The 15,297-nt window shown below is 59.6% G+C and carries 13 protein-coding genes; all 13 read right to left on the bottom strand.

Annotated features, from left to right (window positions below):
* Positions 1-3: 3 nt before the first annotated feature.
* On the bottom strand, positions 4-1,857 hold the full coding sequence (gene nuoL / locus IC37_RS00910) for an NADH-quinone oxidoreductase subunit L (RefSeq protein WP_030130914.1): 1,854 nt from the start codon (positions 1,855-1,857) through the stop codon (positions 4-6).
* Positions 1,854-2,162: an NADH-quinone oxidoreductase subunit NuoK gene (gene nuoK, locus IC37_RS00905; protein WP_007940879.1), complete on the bottom strand. Its 309-nt coding sequence runs from the start codon at positions 2,160-2,162 to the stop codon at positions 1,854-1,856. The genes nuoL and nuoK overlap by 4 nt, the downstream gene beginning before the upstream one ends.
* Before the next feature lie 2 nt (positions 2,163-2,164).
* Positions 2,165-2,668 carry an NADH-quinone oxidoreductase subunit J gene (gene nuoJ / locus IC37_RS00900; RefSeq protein WP_030130915.1) on the bottom strand — a complete coding sequence of 168 codons (504 nt, stop codon included), beginning with the start codon at positions 2,666-2,668 and terminating at the stop codon, positions 2,165-2,167.
* Positions 2,669-2,677: 9 nt separating this feature from the next.
* Positions 2,678-3,223, bottom strand: coding sequence for an NADH-quinone oxidoreductase subunit NuoI (gene nuoI, locus IC37_RS00895; protein ID WP_218244332.1), 546 nt, complete (start codon positions 3,221-3,223; stop codon positions 2,678-2,680).
* A gap of 12 nt (positions 3,224-3,235) precedes the next feature.
* Positions 3,236-4,243: an NADH-quinone oxidoreductase subunit NuoH gene (nuoH, locus tag IC37_RS00890; protein ID WP_008014900.1), complete on the bottom strand. Its 1,008-nt coding sequence runs from the start codon at positions 4,241-4,243 to the stop codon at positions 3,236-3,238.
* Positions 4,240-6,954 (bottom strand): NADH-quinone oxidoreductase subunit NuoG, encoded by a 2,715-nt coding sequence (gene nuoG, locus IC37_RS00885; protein ID WP_030130917.1) that lies wholly within the window; start codon positions 6,952-6,954, stop codon positions 4,240-4,242. Before nuoG ends, nuoH begins: the two co-directional genes overlap by 4 nt.
* Positions 6,955-7,091: 137 nt before the next feature.
* Positions 7,092-8,447, bottom strand: coding sequence for an NADH-quinone oxidoreductase subunit NuoF (gene nuoF, locus IC37_RS00880; RefSeq protein ID WP_030130918.1), 1,356 nt, complete (start codon positions 8,445-8,447; stop codon positions 7,092-7,094).
* Positions 8,444-8,941: an NADH-quinone oxidoreductase subunit NuoE gene (gene nuoE / locus IC37_RS00875; RefSeq protein WP_030130919.1), complete on the bottom strand. Its 498-nt coding sequence runs from the start codon at positions 8,939-8,941 to the stop codon at positions 8,444-8,446. The genes nuoF and nuoE overlap by 4 nt, the downstream gene beginning before the upstream one ends.
* A gap of 2 nt (positions 8,942-8,943) precedes the next feature.
* The gene (gene nuoC, locus IC37_RS00870; RefSeq protein WP_007905056.1) at positions 8,944-10,728 is read right to left on the bottom strand and encodes an NADH-quinone oxidoreductase subunit C/D; all 1,785 of its coding nucleotides are present in this window, start codon (positions 10,726-10,728) and stop codon (positions 8,944-8,946) included.
* A gap of 72 nt (positions 10,729-10,800) precedes the next feature.
* On the bottom strand, positions 10,801-11,475 hold the full coding sequence (locus IC37_RS00865; protein ID WP_007940869.1) for an NADH-quinone oxidoreductase subunit B family protein: 675 nt from the start codon (positions 11,473-11,475) through the stop codon (positions 10,801-10,803).
* A 10-nt stretch (positions 11,476-11,485) separates the two neighbouring features.
* Complete coding sequence (locus tag IC37_RS00860; protein ID WP_007905050.1) at positions 11,486-11,899, bottom strand: NADH-quinone oxidoreductase subunit A; 414 nt, start codon at positions 11,897-11,899, stop codon at positions 11,486-11,488.
* A gap of 639 nt (positions 11,900-12,538) precedes the next feature.
* Positions 12,539-13,864: an isocitrate lyase gene (gene aceA, locus IC37_RS00855; RefSeq protein ID WP_030130920.1), complete on the bottom strand. Its 1,326-nt coding sequence runs from the start codon at positions 13,862-13,864 to the stop codon at positions 12,539-12,541.
* Between the two features lie 511 nt (positions 13,865-14,375).
* On the bottom strand, positions 14,376-15,137 hold the full coding sequence (locus IC37_RS00850) for a secretin N-terminal domain-containing protein (protein ID WP_030130921.1): 762 nt from the start codon (positions 15,135-15,137) through the stop codon (positions 14,376-14,378).
* Positions 15,138-15,297 lie beyond the last annotated feature (160 nt).

The raw sequence follows: 15,297 nt of genomic DNA, 5'->3' as shown, positions 1-15,297 counted from the left end.
ATATCAGACCGCTACCAGCACGACGGCGCCGATTACCAGCACGGCACCAGCAGCCATCGAGGCGGCATACCAACGCAATTGACCGGTCTCGGTGCGGCTCAGGGCGGTGTGACCGCCTTTGGCCATACGCGGGATCAAACCGATGGTCTGGTCGAGCGGGTCTTTGCGCAGAATGTGGCTGATCGCAAGGTAAGGCTTGACGAACAGTTTGTCGTAGATCCAGTCGAAGCCCCAGGCAGCGAACCACCAGGCCGAAAGGAAGCGGCCGACGCCGCTGTTGGCGATGGCGGTGACGAAGCGGCGCTTGCCGAGGAACAGCAACGCGGCCAGCAGGATACCGGCCAGGGCGATGGCGCCCGAGGCGATTTCCAGACTGTGCTTGGCGTCGCCGCCGGCATGGCCGACGCTTTGTGGCAGTACACCGTGCAGCGGCGGAACGATCATCGCGCCGACAAACGTCGACAGAACGATCAGCACCGACAGTGGCAGCCAGTGAGCAATGCCGTGACCGGCGTGCGCTTCGGTCTTCGCTTCACCGTGGAATGCGATGAAGATCAGGCGGAAGGTGTACAGCGAGGTCATGAAGGCACCGACCAGACCTGCATAAAGCAGACCCTGGTTACCGCTGGCGAACGCTTCCCAGAGGATTTCATCCTTGGAGTAGAAGCCCGCGGTCACCAGAGGCAAGGCCGCCAGGGCCGCGCCGCCGACGATGAAGCTGGCGTAGGCCAGTGGCAGTTTCTTCCACAGACCGCCCATCTTGAAGATGTTCTGCTCGTGGTGGCAGGCAACGATCACCGCACCGGATGCAAGGAACAACAGCGCCTTGAAGAAGGCGTGGGTCATCAGGTGGAAGATCGCGCCGTCCCAGGCACCTACGCCCAGGGCCAGGAACATGTAGCCGATCTGGCTCATGGTCGAGTAGGCGAGGATACGTTTGATGTCGGTCTGCACCAGTGCCGCAAAACCTGCCAGCACCAGCGTCACGCCACCGACCACACCCACCAGGTGCAGGATGTCCGGCGCCAGGGCGAACAGACCGTGGGTACGGGCGATCAGGTAGACACCGGCGGTTACCATGGTCGCGGCGTGGATCAATGCCGAAACCGGAGTAGGGCCGGCCATCGCATCCGCCAGCCAGGTTTGCAGCGGCAGTTGCGCGGATTTACCGACAGCGCCGCCCAGCAGCATCAGGGTCGCCAGAACGATCCAGAAGTCGCCGGCCTTGAAGTGCTCAGGCGCCTTGACCAGCAGTTCCTGGATGTTCAGTGTGCCCAACTGTTGGAACAGGATGAACAGGCCGATGGCCATGAACACGTCGCCGACGCGGGTCACGATGAAGGCTTTGAGTGCTGCGTTACCGTTGTTGCGGTTGCTGTAGTAGAAACCGATCAACAGGTACGAGCACAGGCCCACGCCTTCCCAGCCGAAGTACACGAACAGCAGGTTATCGGCCAGGACCAGGAACAGCATGCTGGCGATAAACAGGTTGGTGTAGGCAAAGAAGCGCGAGTAACCGGCTTCACCGCGCATGTACCAGGACGCGAACAGGTGGATCAGAAAGCCCACACCAACCACCACACCGAGCATGGTCAGTGACAGACCATCCAGGTACAGCGCGAAGTTCGGCGTGAAGCCTTCCACCGCCATCCACTGCCACAACACTTGGGTGTAGTGACCGCCTTCAGGGGGCGCAACGTTGAACTGCCAGATTATGTAAGCAGTGACGATTGCCGACAGGCCAATGGAGCCGACGCCGATCAGCGCCGAAAGGTTTTCCGACCAGCGACCGCGTGAGAACGACAGCAGCAGGAAACCTATGAGAGGGAATACGAAAGTCAGATAGAGAAGGTTCATCCGCGCATCTCGCTGGCAGCGTCGATATCGAGAGTGTGGAAGCGGCGATACAGCTGCAACAGAATCGCCAGGCCAATACTGGCCTCGGCGGCTGCCAGGCTGATCACCAGGATGAACATGATCTGTCCATCCGGCTGCGCCCAGCGACTACCGGCAACGATGAACGCCAACGCGGAGGCATTCATCATGACCTCCAGGCTCATCAGCACGAAGAGAATGTTGCGCCGGACCATCAGGCCGACCAGACCGAGGCAGAACAGGATGCCGGCGACCGCCAGACCATGCTCCAAAGGGATAGCAGGCATCGTCATTGCTCCTTGGCTTCGTTGCGGCCCAAGTGGAACGCCGTGACGGCTGCGGCGAGCAGCAGCATCGAGGCGAGTTCGACCACCAGCAGATACGGACCGAACAGGCTGATGCCCACGGCCTTTGCGTCTACGGTGGTGTGGCCGATGGCCTGACCGCTGGCATCGCTGAACAGCACATACAGCAGTTCAGCCAGCAGCAGGGCACCGAGTGCGACCGGGCCGAGCCAAATGCCGGGCTTGAGCCAGACGCGCTCTTGCTGAACCGAGGCCGGGCCCAGGTTCAGCATCATCACCACGAACACGAACAGCACCATGATGGCGCCGGCGTAGGCGATCACTTCCAGTACACCGGCGAACGGCGCGCCGAGGGCGAAAAAGGTCATGGCCACGGCGATCAGCGAAATGATCAGGTAGAGCAGGGCGTGCACAGGGTTGGTGTTGGTGATCACGCGAAGCGTGGACACAACAGCGATACCCGATGCGAAATAGAAAGCGAATTCCATCTTTCTTCCTTAAGGCAGCAAGCTCTTCACGTTGATCGGCTGGGCTTCATTCTGCGCGGAGCCTTTCGGCTTACCGGCAATCGCCATACCTGCAACACGATAGAAGTTGTAATCAGGGTTTTTGCCGGGGCCGGAGATCAACAGATCTTCTTTCTCGTACACCAGGTCCTGACGTTTGAACTCGGCCATCTCGAAATCCGGTGTCAGCTGGATCGCGGTGGTCGGGCAGGCTTCCTCGCAGAGGCCGCAGAAAATGCAGCGCGAGAAGTTGATACGGAAAAACTCCGGGTACCAGCGACCGTCTTCGGTTTCAGCTTTCTGCAGCGAGATGCAACCGACCGGGCACGCCACGGCGCACAGGTTGCAGGCTACACAACGCTCTTCGCCATCGGGGTCGCGGGTCAGCACGATACGCCCACGGAAGCGCGGCGGCAGGTACACGGCTTCTTCCGGGTACTGCAGCGTATCGCGCTTGCGGAAGGCATGGCCGAAGATCATCACCAGGCTGCGAAGCTGGGTGAAGAAGCCATGCACGATGTCAAAAATGTACTTCATGATTCTCTATCCTCACTGAGCCGCGACGGCGGGCGTGTTGAGCAACACGACCGCAGCGGTCACCAGCATGTTGACGAGGGTCAGCGGCAGGCAGAACTTCCAGCTGAAATCCATCACTTGGTCATACCGTGGGCGCGGAATCGAGGCGCGCAGCAGGATGAAGAACATGATGAAGAACGCGGTTTTCAGTGCGAACCAGATGAACGGGATCTGCGGCAGAATGCCGAACGGACCGTGCCAGCCACCGAAGAACAAGGTCACCAGCAGCGCCGAAATCAGCACGATGCCGATGTATTCACCGACGAAGAACATGCCCCATTTCATGCCGGCGTATTCAATGTGGTAACCGTCGGCCAGTTCCTGTTCCGCTTCCGGTTGGTCGAACGGGTGACGGTGAGTCACGGCGACGCCAGCGATGAAGAAGGTCAGGAAACCGAAGATCTGCGGAATGACGAACCACAGGTTCTGCGCCTGGTATTCAACGATGTCGCGCATGTTGAACGAGCCGACCTGGATCACGATGCCCATCAGCGACAGGCCCATGAACACTTCGTACGACACGGTTTGTGCCGAGGCCCGCAAGCTGCCCAACAGGGCGAACTTGTTGTTACTCGACCAGCCGGCGAACAGCACGGCGTAGACCGACAGACCCGCCATGGCGAAGAAGAACAGGATGCCGATGTTGATATCCGCCACGCCCCAGGTCGGGGTGATCGGGATGATCGCGAAGGCAATCAGCAAGGCGCTCATGGCCACGACCGGCGCCAACGTGAAGATCACTTTGTCGGCGAACGGCGGGGTCCAGTCTTCCTTGAAGAACATCTTGATCATGTCGGCAGCGATCTGGAACGCGCCGAACGGGCCGACGCGGTTCGGACCGTAACGGTCCTGCCAGAGGGCGAGCAGACGACGCTCGACCCAGCTCAGCAGCGCGCCGCACACCACCACGGCGAGCAGAATCACGATGGCCTTGAGGACCGCGATGATTACGTCGATCACTTCAGGAGTGAACCAGGTCATAGCGCTGCCTCCTGCAGACCGTCAACGGATTTGCCAAAGATCGCGGGCGGAATGCCAGCGATACCGGCCGGCAATGCGACCAGGCCGACGCCCAGCTCTTCGTTGATGCGCAGCGGCAGACGCAAGGTCTGGCCGGCCACGTTCAGGCTCAGCAGGGCACCGTCATTGACACCCAGACGATCGGCTTCGGACTTGGCCAGCGACAGATACGGGGCTGGAATGCGCTCTTGAACCGGCGCGGCTTTGGAAGAGTTCTCTTCGCTGCCGAACAGGTGGAAGAACGGCACGACCTGCCAAGTGCCCGGAGCCGGGTTGAACGCGCGCGGAACACTGGCGAACCAGTTCAGCGAATCACCGGTGCTTTCGATCAGGCGAGTGCCCGGGTCGCCAGCGCGGAGGTGACCACCGACTTCGTCCTGGAACTTGTTCCAGGCTTGCGGCGAGTTCCAGCCTGGAGACCAGGCGAATGGTACTTGCTGACGCGGCTCGACCGAGCCCGAGTAACCTTCCATGGAGAACGAGAACGCAGTGTCGTTGTCCTGGGAAGTACGCGGTTCGTGCACGCTGATGTCGGCGCGCATGGCAGTCCGGCCGCTGTAACGCAGCGGTTCGCGAGCCAGTTTCAGGCCTTTGATGCGGAACGCGGCGGACGGTGCGGCATCGACGATGCGCGCCAGTTGCGGTTTGCTCGCAGCAACGGCAGCGGTGACGTGGTCCAGTTGGGTCCAGTCGATCGGCTGGTTCAGCAGGGTCGAACGCAGGGCATGCAGCCAGCGCCAGCCTTCGTGAACCAGAATGCTTGCGTCGAGGTAAGTCGGGTCGAAGACCTGGAAGAAACGCTGGGCGCGGCCTTCCTGGCTGACCAGCGTACCGTCGCCTTCAGCGAAGCTGGCCGCTGGCAGAACCAGGTGCGCGCGATCGCTGGTGGCGGTCTTTTGATGGTCCGCCACGATCACCACTTTCGCGGCGTTCAGGGCAGCATCGACCTTAGCTTTGTCGGTGCGGGTGTACAGATCGTTTTCCAGCACGACGATGGCGTCCGCCTTGCCGTCGATCACCGCTTGCAGGGCTGCGTCGACCGAGTCACCACCAAGCATGGCCAGGCCGAGGCTGTTGGCCTCTGGCACGATCAGGCTGATGGAACCGTTCTTCTCGCGCAACTTCAGGGCCTTGGCGATGTTCGCCGCGGCTTCGATCAGCGCCTTGGAACCCAGTGAGGTGCCGGCAATGATCAATGGACGCTTGGCAGCGAGCAGGGCGTCGGCGATGCGCTGAGCCAATTCGAGGGCTTCAGCGTCCAGGCCTTCAACGGCCGGCGCGCTGGCATCGAGGGCGTGAGCCACGGCGAAACCGATGCGGGCCAGGTCGTCTGGCGCTGCGTGAACGCATTCTTCAGCCACGTCGTCGAGCTTGGTTTCAGCCAGGCTGGCGATGAACAGCGGGTTCAGCGCGTCCTGACCGATGTTCTTCACCGCAGCATCGAGCCACGGCTGAACGCGCATGGCGTCGGCCATGTCTTCGGCCTTGCCCTTGACCGATTGACGCAGGGCCAGGGCCATGCGCGCAGCCGTCTGGGTCAGGTCTTCGCCGAGGACGAAAATCGCATCGTGATCTTCAATGTCGCGCATGTTCGGGATCGGCAGCGGGCTGTCTTTGAGCACCTGCACAACCAGACGAATGCGCTCAAGCTCAGCGGCTTCGATACCGGAGTAGAAGTGCTCGGCGCCGACCAGTTCAAGCAACGCGTAGTTGCTTTCGAGGCTGGCGCGCGGCGAACCAATACCGACGATATTGCGACCGCGCAGCAGGTCAGCCGCTTTATCCAGCGCTTCGTCGAGGCTCAGCTTGGCGCCGTTGGCCAGCAGTGGCTGACGCGGGCGGTCTTCGCGGTTGACGTAGCCATAGCCGAAACGGCCACGGTCGCACAGGAAGTACTGGTTCACCGAACCGTTGAAACGGTTTTCGATGCGACGCAGTTCGCCGTAACGCTCGCCAGGAGAAATGTTGCAACCGCTGGAGCAGCCATGGCAGATGCTCGGCGAGAACTGCATGTCCCACTTACGGTTGTAGCGCTCGGAGTGAGTCTTGTCGGTGAACACACCGGTCGGGCAGACCTCGGTGAGGTTGCCGGAGAACTCGCTTTCCAGGGTGCCGTCTTCAACGCGACCGAAGTACACGTTGTCGTGGGCGCCAAACACACCGAGATCGGTGCCGCCAGCGTAGTCTTTATAGAAGCGCACGCAGCGATAGCAGGCGATGCAGCGGTTCATTTCGTGGGAAATGAACGGGCCCAGTTGCTGGTTCTGGTGAGTACGCTTGGTGAAGCGATAGCGGCGCTCGTTGTGGCCGGTCATCACCGTCATGTCTTGCAGGTGGCAGTGACCGCCTTCCTCACAGACCGGGCAGTCGTGAGGGTGGTTGGTCATCAGCCATTCAACGACGCTGGCGCGAAACACTTTCGCTTCTTCGTCGTCGATGGAGATCCAGCTGCCGTCGGTAGCTGGCGTCATGCAGGACATGACGATCCGACCACGCTTGTCGTTCTCGTCGGTGTACTGCTTGACCGCGCACTGGCGGCAAGCGCCAACGCTGCCAAGGGCTGGGTGCCAGCAGAAATAAGGGATATCGAGGCCTAGCGACAGACATGCCTGTAACAGGTTGTCTGCCCCATCGACTTCGAGCTCTTTGCCGTCTACGTGGATAGTGGCCATGGTTCAAAGTTCTTCGTTGGCCCGGTGTCAGCGGGCGTGGCTAATGGAATCTTGTTATTCGCGTGAATCAACACAGCCGTTTACGGCGTCATCACACGAGAAGACGAAGGGCACGGACCCTTCGCCTTTTTAAGCGTTTACGCGCCGACTACGATCGGCTTTGCCGGAGGCGGGACGACGGCGCTGGTGGGCGCAATGCCGGCTTCGAACTCTGGACGGAAGTATTTGATGGCGCTGCCCAACGGCTCCACGGCACCCGGTGCGTGTGCACAGAAGGTCTTGCCTGGGCCGAGGAAACCGACCAGACCCAGCAGGGTCTCGATATCGCCGGCTTGCCCTTCACCGTTCTCGATCGCGCGCAGCAGCTTGACGCTCCACGGCAGACCGTCACGGCATGGGGTGCAGAAGCCACAGGATTCGCGGGAGAAGAACTCTTCCATGTTGCGCAGCAAGGACACCATGTTGACGCTGTCGTCCACCGCCATGGCCAGGCCGGTACCCATACGGGTGCCCACTTTGGCGATGCCGCCGGCATACATTTGTGCGTCCAGGTGTTCCGGCAACAGGAAACCGGTACCGGCGCCGCCTGGCTGCCAGCACTTGAGTTTGTAACCGTCGCGCATGCCGCCGGCGTAGTCTTCGAACAGCTCGCGAGCGGTGACGCCGAACGGCAATTCCCACAGGCCAGGGTTCTTGACCTTGCCGGAGAAGCCCATGAGCTTGGTGCCCATGTCTTCGCTGCCTTCGCGGGCCAACGATTTGTACCAGTCCACGCCGTCGGCAATGATCGCCGGCACGTTGCACAAGGTTTCAACGTTGTTCACGCAAGTCGGCTTGCCCCACACGCCTACGGCGGCAGGGAAGGGCGGCTTGGAGCGCGGGTTGGCGCGGCGGCCTTCGAGGGAGTTGATCAGTGCGGTTTCTTCACCGCAGATGTAACGCCCGGCACCGGTGTGGACAAACAGCTCGAAATCGAAGCCGCTGCCCAGGATGTTTTTACCCAGCAGGCCTGCTGCCTTGGCTTCTTCCACGGCACGGTTCAGGTGCTTGGCGGCAGTGGTGTATTCGCCACGCAGGAAGATGTAGCCACGGTAGGTTTTCAGCGCGCGAGCACTGATCAGCATGCCTTCGATCAGCAGATGGGGCAGTTGCTCCATCAGCATGCGGTCTTTCCAGGTGTTCGGCTCCATCTCATCCGCGTTGCACAGCAGGTAGCGGATGTTGATGGATTCGTCCTTGGGCATCAGGCCCCACTTCACGCCCGTGGGGAAGCCTGCACCGCCGCGGCCCTTGAGGCCGGAATCTTTCACGGTCTGGACGATGTCGTCCTGGCCCATGTCGGCGAAGGCCTTGCGCGCAGCGGCGTAACCGTTCTTGGCCTGGTACTCGTCGAGCCATACGGCTTCGCCGTCGTCACGCAGACGCCAAGTGAGCGGGTGAGTCTCGGCCGACCGCTTGATGCGGTTGGCAGGACCAAAGGAAGTCAGGGTCATACGTAGCCCTCGAGCAATTTGGCAACGCCGGCAGGCTGCACATCACCGAACGTGTCGTCGTCGATCATCAGCGCTGGCGCCTTGTCGCAGTTGCCGAGGCAGCAGACCGGCAACAGGGTGAAACGACCGTCGACGGTGGTCTGACCCAGGCCGATGCCCAGCTTGCTCTGGATTTCGCTGACCACCGACTCGTGGCCGCCGATGTAGCAGACCATGCTGTCGCAGACGCGAATGATGTGACGGCCCACTGGCTGACGGAAGATCTGGCTGTAGAACGTCGCCACCCCTTCAACGTCGCTGGCCGGGATGCCGAGGATCTCGCCGATGGCGTAGAGCGCGCCGTCAGGCACCCAGCCACGTTCCTTCTGGACGATCTTCAGGGCTTCGATCGACGCCGCGCGCGGGTCTTCGTAGTGATGCAGCTCATGCTCGATGGCCGAGCGCTCGGTTTCGCTCAGGGCGAAACGGTCTGTCTGGATAAGCGGGCTATTCATGCTTAGCGGTCCACGTCGGCCATAACGAAATCGATACTACCCAGGTACGCGATCAAGTCCGCGACCATGCTGCCTTTGATCACCGAAGGGATCTGCTGCAGGTGCGGGAAGCTTGGAGTACGAATCCGGGTGCGGTAGCTCATGGTGCCGCCATCGCTCGTCAGGTAATAACTGTTGATGCCCTTGGTCGCTTCGATCATCTGGAAGGATTCGTTGGCCGGCATGACCGGGCCCCACGAAACTTGCAGGAAGTGCGTGATCAAGGTCTCGATGTGCTGCAGCGTGCGCTCTTTGGGTGGCGGCGTGGTCAGCGGGTGATCCGCCTTGTACGGGCCTTCCGGCATGTTGCGCATGCACTGCTCGATGATCTTGATGCTCTGGCGCATTTCTTCGACGCGAACGATGCAACGGTCGTAGGCATCGCCATTGGCCGCCAGCGGGATTTCGAATTCGAAGTTCTCGTAGCCGGAGTAAGGGCGAGCTTTACGCAGGTCGAAATCGCAACCGGTCGAACGCAGGCCGGCACCGGTGACGCCCCATTCCAGGGCTTCCTTGGTGTTGTAGGCGGCGACGCCAATGGTCCGGCCACGCAGGATGCTGTTGTCCAGTGCGGCTTTCTGGTATTCGTCCAGACGCTTGGGCATCCACTCGACGAAATCCTTGACCAGTTTTTCCCAGCCGCGCGGCAGGTCGTGGGCGACGCCACCGATGCGGTACCAGGCCGGGTGCAGACGGAAACCGGTGATGGCTTCGATCACCGTGTACGCCTTCTGACGGTCGGTGAAGGTGAAGAACACCGGGGTCATGGCGCCGACGTCCTGGATGTAAGTCCCCAGGAACAGCAAGTGGCTGGTGATCCGGAAGAACTCGGCCATCATGATGCGGATGACGTCGACCTTCTCGGGCACCTTGATGCCGGCCAGCTTCTCGACCGAGAGCACGTACGGCAGGTTGTTCATCACGCCGCCGAGGTAGTCGATACGGTCGGTGTACGGAATGAAACTGTGCCAGGACTGACGCTCGGCCATCTTCTCGGCACCACGGTGGTGGTAACCGACGTCCGGCACGCAGTCGACGATTTCTTCGCCGTCCAGCTGCAGGATGATACGGAACGCACCGTGCGCGGAAGGGTGGTTCGGGCCGAGGTTGAGGAACATGTAGTCCTCGTTCGCACCGGAACGCTTCATGCCCCAGTCTTCAGGCTTGAAGCGCGCGGCTTCTTCCTCAAGCTGTTGCTTGGCCAGGGTCAGGCTGAACGGGTCGAACTCGGTGGCACGGGCCGGGAAGTCCTTGCGCAGCGGGTGACCTTCCCAGGTCGGCGGCATCATGATGCGGGTCAGGTGCGGGTGACCGGCAAAGTTGATGCCGTACATGTCCCACACTTCACGCTCGTACCAATTGGCGTTCGGCCAGAGACCGGTAACGGTCGGCACGCTGAGGTCGCTCTCGGACAAGGCGACCTTGATCATTACGTCACTATTACGTTCGATCGACATCAAGTGATAGAACACAGTGAAGTCGGCGCCGCTTGGCAGCCCTTGACGCTTGGTGCGCAGACGCTCGTCCACGCCGTGCAGGTCATAGAGCATGACGTACGGCTTGGGCAGGTTGCGCAGGAAGGTCAGGACTTCGACGAGTTTGGCGCGGGCAACCCAAAGCACCGGCATGCCGGTGCGGGTCGGCTGGGCGGTGAACGCCTCCGGGCCAAAACGATTGTTCAGTTCGACGACCACATCCTGGTCGTCTGCCTTATAAGGCGGGATGTACAGAGCACTGCCTGTAGTCATGGTTATTTATCGCTTTCGGTCAACGTAAAGAATGAAGCCAGTTTCTCGTTTCTTTGTAAGAACAGATCTGGATCAGACTTCGTCGGGGCTGCGCAGGTTGGTTACCTGAATACGCTGTTCGCGGCGCTGTTCCTTTTGCGAAGGCATCTCGGCGCGGTAAACGCCTTGATCACCAACGACCCAGGAAAGTGGGCGACGCTCCTGGCCAATCGACTCCTGCAACAGCATCAAGCCTTGCAGAAAAGCTTCAGGGCGGGGCGGGCAGCCAGGCACGTAGACGTCCACGGGCAGGAACTTGTCCACCCCTTGAACGACGGAGTAGATGTCGTACATGCCACCGGAGTTGGCGCACGAACCCATGGAGATGACCCATTTAGGCTCGAGCATTTGCTCGTAGAGACGCTGAATGATCGGCGCCATCTTGATGAAGCAGGTACCGGCGATAACCATGAAATCCGCCTGACGCGGCGATGCCCGGATAACCTCGGCGCCAAAGCGCGCGATGTCGTGGGGCGCCGTGAAGGCGGTGGTCATTTCCACGTAGCAGCACGAAAGACCGAAGTTATACGGCCACAGGGAGTTCTTGCGCCCCCAGTTGATCGTGCCGTTGAGCACGTCTTCGAGCTTGCCCATGAAAATGTTTTTGTGGACTTGATCTTCTAACGGATCGGAAACGGTTTCCCGCTGGCCAATCGGATACTGCTCGTTAGGAGCATCGGGGTCGATCCTGGTGAGATTGTATTGCATTGCCAAAGCCTCATTGTTTCAGCTTCGCTTGCCGCTTGCGCCGAGCTTCCGGAGCCCAGTCAAGGGCGCCCACTCGGAATAGGTAGACAAGACCTGCCAACAGAATTGCTATGAAAACGAGAGCTTCGACGAATCCGGTCCAGCCGCTTTCGCGGACGGACACAGACCAGGCAAAGAGAAAAAGGGCTTCGATATCGAAGATCACGAAGAGCATCGCGACCAGATAGAATTTGGCTGAGAGCCGCAAGCGGGCGCCACCGGTAGGTAGCATGCCGGACTCGAACGGTTCGTTTTTGCTGCGACCCCAGGCTTTTGACCCGAGGAGGCTGGAGACGCCGAGCATGAAGGCGCAAAGGCCGCCGACACCCAGAAGGAAAATGGCAAAGCCCCAGTTGTGGGCCATGAGTCCGGTCGCTTCGGGCATGCTGGTAATCCTTAACAGAGAGCAAAGGTCTCTGAGCTTGAAAAGAAACAAAGCAGTGACGATATGTCGCAGCAATCAATCGCGGTGATTTTATGGCTAAACACCGAGCAAGTAAAATTCAGATAGCGAAATTATTTACAAGAATAAGGACATAGCGTGCCTCCAAAGTCCTGTAGCCCATGCCGCTCGGGCATTAGCGGGGGTTTTGTCAAATATGTTTTGTAGGGAATGTAACGAACATAGTTATCGCTAAATGATAATCAATATTATTTGACGTGATTTTCAAACTGTTTAACGGGTGAGTGGCTGGGAAGTTGTCTTATATGCGCGTTACTGCAAGTAGCGAGCACGGTCGTTTTACCTGATTTTTCGGGGCGTGAAATTGCTCTGGATCAATGTTTTTGCCCGAGTCACTACGGTCAATGTGGGAGCGGGCTTGCTCGCGAATGCGGTCTGACATTCAGCGTTGATGTCGATTGATCCACCGCATTCGCGAGCAAGCCCGCTCCCACAGGGTTTTGCGGTGTTTGTTAAATCGCAGGAAAAAAAACGCCCCGAACCAGTCGGGGCGTCAGATAGGCGGCTTTGCGGTTAGCTTTTTATTCGGTCCGCAAGGGCCGTTTGCTTAAACGAAGCAGATCAGTGGAACTGTTCTTCTTCGGTCGAACCAGTCAGCGCGGTTACTGAGGACGTGCCACCTTGAATCACGGTGGTCATGTCGTCGAAGTAGCCGGTGCCCACTTCCTGCTGGTGAGCCACGAAGGTGTAACCCTTGGAAGCGTCAGCGAACTCTTGCTCTTGCAGCTTCACGTAGGCAGTCATGTCGTTGCGGGCGTAGTCGTGCGCCAGGTTGAACATGCTGTGCCACATGTTGTGAATGCCGGCCAGGGTGATGAACTGGTGCTTGTAGCCCATGGCGGACAGTTCACGCTGGAACTTGGCGATGGTCGCGTCGTCCAGGTTTTTCTTCCAGTTGAAGGAAGGCGAGCAGTTGTACGACAGCAGTTGGTCCGGGTATTCCTTTTTGATTGCTTCGGCGAAGCGACGAGCCTCGTCCAGATCCGGCTTGGCGGTTTCGCACCAGATCAGATCGGCGAACGGCGCGTAGGCCAGACCGCGAGCGATGGCCTGGTCGAGACCGGCGCGCACTTTGTAGAAACCTTCCTGGGTGCGTTCGCCAGTCACGAATGGCTGGTCATACGGGTCGCAGTCGGAAGTCAGCAAGTCGGCTGCGTTAGCGTCGGTACGGGCCAGGATGATGGTCGGTGTACCGGCAACGTCAGCTGCCAGACGAGCAGCGGTCAGCTTCTGTACGGCTTCCTGGGTAGGAACCAGTACCTTGCCGCCCATGTGGCCGCATTTTTTTACGGAAGCCAATTGGTCTTCGAAGTGAACGCCGGCGGCGCCTGCTTCGATCATGCTTTTCATCAGTTCGTAAGCGTTCAGAACGCCACCGAAACCGGCTTCAGCGTCAGCCACGATCGGTGCGAAGTAGTCGATGTAACCTTCGTCGCCCGGGTTCTTGCCGGCTTTCCACTGGATCTGGTCAGCGCGACGGAATGAGTTGTTGATGCGCTTGACCACGGTCGGAACCGAGTCCACCGGGTACAGCGACTGATCCGGGTACATCGATTCGGCGGAGTTGTTGTCCGCAGCCACTTGCCAACCCGACAGGTAGATCGCCTGGATGCCGGCCTTGACTTGTTGTACAGCCTGGCCGCCGGTCAGGGCGCCCATGCAGTTGACGAAATCTTTCTCAGGACGGAAGGACGGCTTGGCACCCTGGGTCACCAGGTTCCAAAGCTTCTCGGCGCCCATTTTTGCAAAGGTGTGCTCAGGTTGAACCGAGCCACGCAGACGGACGACGTCAGCAGCGGAGTAATTGCGTGTCACGCCTTTCCAGCGCGGGTTTTCAGCCCAGTCTTTTTCGAGGGCTGCAATTTGCTGTTCGCGTGTCAGTGCCATGGAGATAAACCTCGTCGCGTCTTTGATAAAAAGTCGTTCTTGGTGAAAATTCATGCTCCAGCCAAATAACGCATTTTAAAGGGGCGTAAAGGCTGCTCGCTGACCAGAAGCTTAGGCGGTCAAGTCGGGTTCGGCGGGGACGGCGACGGGATGAACGATGGGCTCGAGGGGAAGTGAGCAGGTAAGGGCGAACTGGCGAGCGCATTCGGGCGTCGTGGGCCTTGGTGCGAACTTCAGTGTGGAGCCGGGTTACCTAATTACGCTTCCGTCCCTCGGGACAACTTCGTTCCAGTCGGCAACCTCGTCAAACACGCCTTGTGGGCGGTACAGACACGAATCGGCTCGCGGGGTAGGTGCGAACAACAACTCGAAAGCCCTTGCCAGGGCCTCTGATTAGCGGGAGCGAGGCCATCATGCCTTTGCTTTTTTGGCTCGTCAAACGTTTTGTAGTGCTTTTTTTCAGGCACTACATCTTTGGTCTAATACGACTAATCAGTCAGTTTTTGGTGCTTTAGTCCAACGCATCGACTTTCACCCGTAGGGTCATGTCATCCCGGCCTTGAGTCGAGTAGCTGCGGGTCAGGCCCTGTTTGTCGGCCTGAGTCTGGCGATTTACGCCGGCCAGGGTGATCCACTCGCCCAGTCGGCCGCTGACCGTTGTGTCGGTACTTTGCACGTTCACTACATCGGGACGTTCCTGGCTCATCCGGTCACGGTTGGTACTGATTGCCAGATGAACGATGTCGCCGGTGACGCTGGCGGTGACGTAGAAGCCTTGGGTGACATTGCGGTATTCGGTCTGGCTGCGCAGGTCGCCATAGCTGTCGGTCTGCGTGCTGGTCAGCGGCACGCTCTGGCCGACCTGGATCAGCGCCGGTGTGCCTTCACTGGCCTGAACCTGCTGGATGCCGCCGTCACGGCTGTCGGTGCTGCGGTTGATGATGCGATTCTGGCTCGGCTTGGCAGCGTTTACCGAATAACCCTGATCGCCCTGGAAGTTGTTTTCGTTGGTGTCGACGGTGATCAGCAAGCGCTTGGCGGCCACATCGAGTTGGCTGATCAAGGCCTTAAGTTCGTCGATCTTGCGTTGTTCTGCGTTGACAATCAGCTGATTGCCATAGGCGCTGACCTGACCGTCCTTGCCGATGAAATTCTGCGCCACCGGCAGCAGGTCGGCGCTGGTGCGATAGTTCAGGGGCACGATCTCGGTGGCGGCCATGACCGAAAAACTGCAGGTCAGCAGCAGCGTGGTGAGCAAGGTGCGTAGGGACATATCCGTTATCTCCGGCCTTTAAAGTCTTGATATTGCCAGTTTGTCGGCCTGCGGTGGGGCAAGTTGAATCGTAGACAGCAAAACGCCCCGGCATCCGAGGATGGCGGGGCGTTTTGTGGTGTTCTTAATGGCCTCTTCGCGAGCAAGCCCGCTCCCACAT

Origin of the sequence: Pseudomonas sp. QTF5, from assembly GCF_000512695.2 — a bacterium.
Lineage (GTDB): Bacteria > Pseudomonadota > Gammaproteobacteria > Pseudomonadales > Pseudomonadaceae > Aquipseudomonas.
This window is presented reverse-complemented; position numbering and strand designations above follow the sequence as displayed.

What these genes read in the sequence shown, in the direction of transcription:
- nuoL (WP_030130914.1), bottom strand. Translation starts at nt 1,857, where the DNA reads ATGAACCTTCTCTATCTGACTTTCGTATTCCCTCTCATAGGTTTCCTG.
- nuoK (WP_007940879.1), bottom strand. Translation starts at nt 2,162, where the DNA reads ATGCCTGCTATCCCTTTGGAGCATGGTCTGGCGGTCGCCGGCATCCTG.
- nuoJ (WP_030130915.1), bottom strand. Translation starts at nt 2,668, where the DNA reads ATGGAATTCGCTTTCTATTTCGCATCGGGTATCGCTGTTGTGTCCACG.
- nuoI (WP_218244332.1), bottom strand. Translation starts at nt 3,223, where the DNA reads ATGAAGTACATTTTTGACATCGTGCATGGCTTCTTCACCCAGCTTCGC.
- nuoH (WP_008014900.1), bottom strand. Translation starts at nt 4,243, where the DNA reads ATGACCTGGTTCACTCCTGAAGTGATCGACGTAATCATCGCGGTCCTC.
- nuoG (WP_030130917.1), bottom strand. Translation starts at nt 6,954, where the DNA reads ATGGCCACTATCCACGTAGACGGCAAAGAGCTCGAAGTCGATGGGGCA.
- nuoF (WP_030130918.1), bottom strand. Translation starts at nt 8,447, where the DNA reads ATGACCCTGACTTCCTTTGGTCCTGCCAACCGCATCAAGCGGTCGGCC.
- nuoE (WP_030130919.1), bottom strand. Translation starts at nt 8,941, where the DNA reads ATGAATAGCCCGCTTATCCAGACAGACCGTTTCGCCCTGAGCGAAACC.
- nuoC (WP_007905056.1), bottom strand. Translation starts at nt 10,728, where the DNA reads ATGACTACAGGCAGTGCTCTGTACATCCCGCCTTATAAGGCAGACGAC.
- IC37_RS00865 (WP_007940869.1), bottom strand. Translation starts at nt 11,475, where the DNA reads ATGCAATACAATCTCACCAGGATCGACCCCGATGCTCCTAACGAGCAG.
- IC37_RS00860 (WP_007905050.1), bottom strand. Translation starts at nt 11,899, where the DNA reads ATGCCCGAAGCGACCGGACTCATGGCCCACAACTGGGGCTTTGCCATT.
- aceA (WP_030130920.1), bottom strand. Translation starts at nt 13,864, where the DNA reads ATGGCACTGACACGCGAACAGCAAATTGCAGCCCTCGAAAAAGACTGG.
- IC37_RS00850 (WP_030130921.1), bottom strand. Translation starts at nt 15,137, where the DNA reads ATGTCCCTACGCACCTTGCTCACCACGCTGCTGCTGACCTGCAGTTTT.